This window comes from Psychromicrobium ferritrahens, from assembly GCF_043789415.1.
Classification (GTDB): Bacteria; Actinomycetota; Actinomycetes; order Actinomycetales; family Micrococcaceae; genus Renibacterium.
The window spans coordinates 1-5,791 of record NZ_JBDLLW010000006.1; the positions used below are offsets into that span (position 1 = coordinate 1).

At 53.5% G+C, this 5,791-nt stretch carries 3 rRNA genes; all 3 read left to right on the plus strand.

What is annotated here, in order from left to right:
* The first annotated feature begins 142 nt into the window (after positions 1-142).
* Positions 143-1,677, plus strand: a 16S ribosomal RNA gene (locus ABDK06_RS14625).
* Between the two features lie 552 nt (positions 1,678-2,229).
* Positions 2,230-5,354, plus strand: a 23S ribosomal RNA gene (locus tag ABDK06_RS14630).
* 243 nt (positions 5,355-5,597) lie between these two features.
* Positions 5,598-5,714 (plus strand): 5S ribosomal RNA (gene rrf, locus ABDK06_RS14635).
* Together the 16S, 23S and 5S rRNA genes form the textbook arrangement of a ribosomal RNA operon.
* Positions 5,715-5,791 lie beyond the last annotated feature (77 nt).

The following is a 5,791-nucleotide window of genomic DNA, read 5'->3' on the forward strand; positions in this document are numbered from 1 at the left end:
GCCTGTTGTTTGAGAACTCAATAGTGTGTTTTGTTTTTTGTTGATACCAATGTTTTTTGTTTTTGGTATTTGCTCATGGCTATTACACCCCTGTGTGGTGGTTGTGGGTTGATGCTGGGAAATGATTTTTTTGTAAATGTTTTTTACGGAGAGTTTGATCCTGGCTCAGGATGAACGCTGGCGGCGTGCTTAACACATGCAAGTCGAACGATGAAGCCCGCTTGCGGGTGGATTAGTGGCGAACGGGTGAGTAACACGTGAGTAACCTGCCCTTGACTTCGGGATAAGCCTGGGAAACTGGGTCTAATACTGGATACGACCTATCACCGCATGGTGTGTGGGTGGAAAGATTTTTTGGTTTTGGATGGACTCGCGGCCTATCAGCTTGTTGGTGAGGTAATGGCTTACCAAGGCGACGACGGGTAGCCGGCCTGAGAGGGTGACCGGCCACACTGGGACTGAGACACGGCCCAGACTCCTACGGGAGGCAGCAGTGGGGAATATTGCACAATGGGCGAAAGCCTGATGCAGCGACGCCGCGTGAGGGATGACGGCCTTCGGGTTGTAAACCTCTTTCAGTAGGGAACAAGGCCATCTTTTTGGGTGGTTGAGGGTACTTGCAGAAGAAGCACCGGCTAACTACGTGCCAGCAGCCGCGGTAATACGTAGGGTGCAAGCGTTATCCGGAATTATTGGGCGTAAAGAGCTCGTAGGCGGTTTGTCGCGTCTGTCGTGAAAGTCCGGGGCTCAACTCCGGATCTGCGGTGGGTACGGGCAGACTAGAGTGATGTAGGGGAGACTGGAATTCCTGGTGTAGCGGTGGAATGCGCAGATATCAGGAGGAACACCGATGGCGAAGGCAGGTCTCTGGGCATTAACTGACGCTGAGGAGCGAAAGCATGGGGAGCGAACAGGATTAGATACCCTGGTAGTCCATGCCGTAAACGTTGGGCACTAGGTGTGGGGGACATTCCACGTTTTCCGCGCCGTAGCTAACGCATTAAGTGCCCCGCCTGGGGAGTACGGCCGCAAGGCTAAAACTCAAAGGAATTGACGGGGGCCCGCACAAGCGGCGGAGCATGCGGATTAATTCGATGCAACGCGAAGAACCTTACCAAGGCTTGACATCAACTAGTAAGACCTAGAGATAGGTCCCCCACTTGTGGCTGGTTGACAGGTGGTGCATGGTTGTCGTCAGCTCGTGTCGTGAGATGTTGGGTTAAGTCCCGCAACGAGCGCAACCCTCGTTCTATGTTGCCAGCACGTTATGGTGGGGACTCATAGGAGACTGCCGGGGTCAACTCGGAGGAAGGTGGGGATGACGTCAAATCATCATGCCCCTTATGTCTTGGGCTTCACGCATGCTACAATGGCCGGTACAAAGGGTTGCGATACTGTGAGGTGGAGCTAATCCCAAAAAGCCGGTCTCAGTTCGGATTGGGGTCTGCAACTCGACCCCATGAAGTTGGAGTCGCTAGTAATCGCAGATCAGCAACGCTGCGGTGAATACGTTCCCGGGCCTTGTACACACCGCCCGTCAAGTCACGAAAGTTGGTAACACCCGAAGCCGGTGGCCTAACCCCTTGTGGGAGGGAGCCGTCGAAGGTGGGATTGGCGATTGGGACTAAGTCGTAACAAGGTAGCCGTACCGGAAGGTGCGGCTGGATCACCTCCTTTCTAAGGAGCACCGAGCATCTGGCTTGTTTCCGCATGGATTTGAGTGTGGGTGTGAGGAGTTAGCCCATTGCGAGAGCGATTGTTTCTCGGTGGGTGCTCATGGGTGGAATATCAACAACACGTTTTTGTGTAAGCAAATGATGTGAATTCTGTCATTGTGGTGATGGCTGGGGTTCTGAGTACTACTTGTTCTTCGGGATGGGTGTGGAAAGGGGTTTTGGTTGTTGCTGGGCGGGGTTGGATGAAACACACTATTGGGGTTCTGAAGCAACAGGACCTTCGGATCGGTGTCTGGGCTTTTGTCTGGGTGCTGGGTTTGAGGGGTTTGTTGTTTTAGAGTTCCTCCCTTGTCGCTGATCGCTGGTGATGGTCCTGCTTTGGTGGGGTTGTTGTTGGTGTGTTGTGGGGGGTGGGGTTGTTGTTTGAGAACTGTATAGTGGACGCGAGCATCTTATAGAAGCATGCCCTTCGCCGCACGTTGATGATGGCTGATTACTCTTTTGGGGTGGTTGGTTGTTGGAGTGTTCTGGGTGTGTCTTCTGGTTTTTGTTGTTGTAAGTTTTTAAGGGCGCATGGTGGATGCCTTGGCATTAGGAGCCGAAGAAGGACGTAGGAATCTGCGATAAGCCTCGGGGAGTTGATAACCGAACTTTGATCCGAGGATGTCCGAATGGGGAAACCCCGCTGCCTGTTATGGGTAGTGACCCGCAGCTGAACACATAGGCTGTGTGGGGGGAACGTGGGGAAGTGAAACATCTCAGTACCCACAGGAAGAGAAAACAATAGTGATTCCGTTAGTAGTGGCGAGCGAACGCGGATCAGGCTAAACCGTGTCTGTGTGATACCCGGTAGGGGTTGCAGGTACGGGGTTGTGGGACGCATTGTCCTGGTTCTACCGGATCAGGGGGGTGAGTGTGCAGGTATAGGTGAACGGCTTTGAATGGTCGGCCAGAGAGGGTGGGAGCCCCGTAACTGAAATATTTTGCACCGCTCTATATGTGTTTCCCAAGTAGCACGGGGCCCGAGAAATCCCGTGTGAATCTGTCAGGACCACCTGATAAGCCTAAATACTTCCTAATGACCGATAGCGGACTAGTACCGTGAGGGAAAGGTGAAAAGTACCCCGGGAGGGGAGTGAAATAGTACCTGAAACCATGTGCTTACAAACCGTCAGAGCTAGCTTGTTCTAGTGATGGCGTGCCTTTTGAAGAATGAGCCTGCGAGTTAGTGCTCAGTGGCGAGGTTAACCCGTGTGGGGCAGCCGTAGCGAAAGCGAGTCTGAATAGGGCGAATGAGTCGCTGGGTCTAGACCCGAAGCGGAGTGATCTACCCATGGCCAGGTTGAAGCGACGGTAAGACGTCGTGGAGGACCGAACCCACTTCAGTTGAAAATGGAGGGGATGAGCTGTGGGTAGGGGTGAAAGGCCAATCAAACTCCGTGATAGCTGGTTCTCCCCGAAATGCATTTAGGTGCAGCGTTACGTGTTTCTTACTGGAGGTAGAGCTACTGGATGGCTAATGGGCCCTACAAGGTTACTGACGTCAGCCAAACTCCGAATGCCGGTAAGTGAGAGCGTAGCAGTGAGACTGTGGGGGATAAGCTTCATAGTCGAGAGGGAAACAGCCCAGACCACCAACTAAGGCCCCTAAGCGTGTGCTAAGTGGGAAAGGATGTGGGATTGCTCAGACAACCAGGAGGTTGGCTTAGAAGCAGCCACCCTTGAAAGAGTGCGTAATAGCTCACTGGTCAAGTGATTCCGCGCCGACAATGTAGCGGGGCTCAAGTACACCGCCGAAGTTGTGGATTTCATATATTGGTAAGCCTTCGTGGTTCAGCCGTATGGAGTGGTAGGGGAGCGTCGTGTGGGCAGTGAAGTCGCGGTGTAAACCAGCGGTGGAGCCTACACGAGTGAGAATGCAGGCATGAGTAGCGAATGACGGGTGAGAAACCCGTCCGCCGAATGATCAAGGGTTCCAGGGTCAAGCTAATCTGCCCTGGGTAAGTCGGGACCTAAGGCGAGGCCGACAGGCGTAGTCGATGGACAACGGGTTGATATTCCCGTACCGGCGAAAAACCGCCCAAGCTAATCCAGTGATGTTCGAGACCCGAGCCCGGGCTTATTGCACCTTCGGGTGCGCGAGTTTCGGGGGAGCGTTTTGTTCTTTGATCTGGTGCGGTTAGCGTATTAACAGGTGTGACGCAGGAAGGTAGCCGAGCCGGGCGATGGTTGTCCCGGTCTAAGCAGGTAGGCCGTTTCCTAGGCAAATCCGGGAAACATTAAGGCTGAGACGTGATGGGACCCCCGTAGGGGGGAATTCGGTGATCCTATGCTGCCAAGAAAAGCATCGACGCGAGGTTTTAGCCGCCCGTACCCCAAACCGACACAGGTGATCAGGTAGAGAATACTAAGGCGATCGAGAGAATTATGGTTAAGGAACTCGGCAAAATGCCCCCGTAACTTCGGGAGAAGGGGGGCCCGGACTGTGATGAGAATTTACTTCTCGGAGCGGGTAAGGGCCGCAGAGACCAGGGGGAAGCGACTGTTTACTAAAAACACAGGTCCGTGCGAAGTCGCAAGACGATGTATACGGACTGACTCCTGCCCGGTGCTGGAAGGTTAAGAGGACCGGTTAGCAACTTGTTGCGAAGCTGAGAATTTAAGCCCCAGTAAACGGCGGTGGTAACTATAACCATCCTAAGGTAGCGAAATTCCTTGTCGGGTAAGTTCCGACCTGCACGAATGGAGTAACGACTTCCCCGCTGTCTCAACCATAAACTCGGCGAAATTGCAGTACGAGTAAAGATGCTCGTTACGCGCAGCAGGACGGAAAGACCCCGAGACCTTTACTATAGTTTGGTATTGGTGTTCTAAGTGGTTTGTGTAGGATAGGTGGGAGACTTTGAAGCGGCCACGCCAGTGGTTGTGGAGTCATCGTTGAAATACCACTCTGATCACTTGGGATTCCTAACTTCGGCCCGTAATCCGGGTCAGGGACAGTGCCTGATGGGTAGTTTAACTGGGGCGGTTGCCTCCTAAAAAGTAACGGAGGCGCCCAAAGGTTCCCTCAGCCTGGTTGGCAATCAGGTTTCGAGTGTAAGTGCACAAGGGAGCTTGACTGTGAGAGAGACATCTCGAGCAGGGACGAAAGTCGGGACTAGTGATCCGGCGGCACATTGTGGAATGGCCGTCGCTCAACGGATAAAAGGTACCTCGGGGATAACAGGCTGATCTTGCCCAAGAGTCCATATCGACGGCATGGTTTGGCACCTCGATGTCGGCTCGTCGCATCCTGGGGCTGGAGTAGGTCCCAAGGGTTGGGCTGTTCGCCCATTAAAGCGGTACGCGAGCTGGGTTTAGAACGTCGTGAGACAGTTCGGTCCCTATCCGCTGCGCGCGCAGGAAATTTGAGAAGAGCTGTCCTTAGTACGAGAGGACCGGGACGGACGAACCTCTGGTATGCCAGTTGTACCGCCAGGTGCATGGCTGGTTAGCTACGTTCGGAAGGGATAACCGCTGAAAGCATCTAAGCGGGAAGCCCACTTCAAGATGAGATTTCCATACACCTTGTGTGTGAGAGGCCCCCAGCTAGACCACTGGGTTGATAGGCCGGATGTGGAAGCGAGGACTAACGACTCGTGAAGCTGACCGGTACTAATAGGCCGATAACCTACAACACACTCACTCTTGCGTGAACAAGAAATCTTCAAAAGCTTGTTCACATCATGCATGGTGAAAAAACCTGCTTGCACGCGTCCACTCTACGGTCCCCAACCAACAAACCCATCCAAAAAGAGGGGTTTCGTTTGGAACCACGGGAACAATAAAACTAATACCGTATAATTACATACACGCAACACGCGTAACAAAGAATTCCCCACCCATCCTCGCTCAAACGAGATGGTGTGGCGGAGAAAGAGTTACGGCGGCCATAGCGTGGGAGAAACGCCCGGACCCATACCGAACCCGGAAGCTAAGCCCCACAGCGCCCATGGTACTGCACTCGGAAGGGTGTGGGAGAGTAGGACACCGCCGGACAACACCTCAAAAGGATCAACCCCTAGCAACGACGCTAGGGGTTGAACCACTTAAAACACAACACACCACCCGGGCAC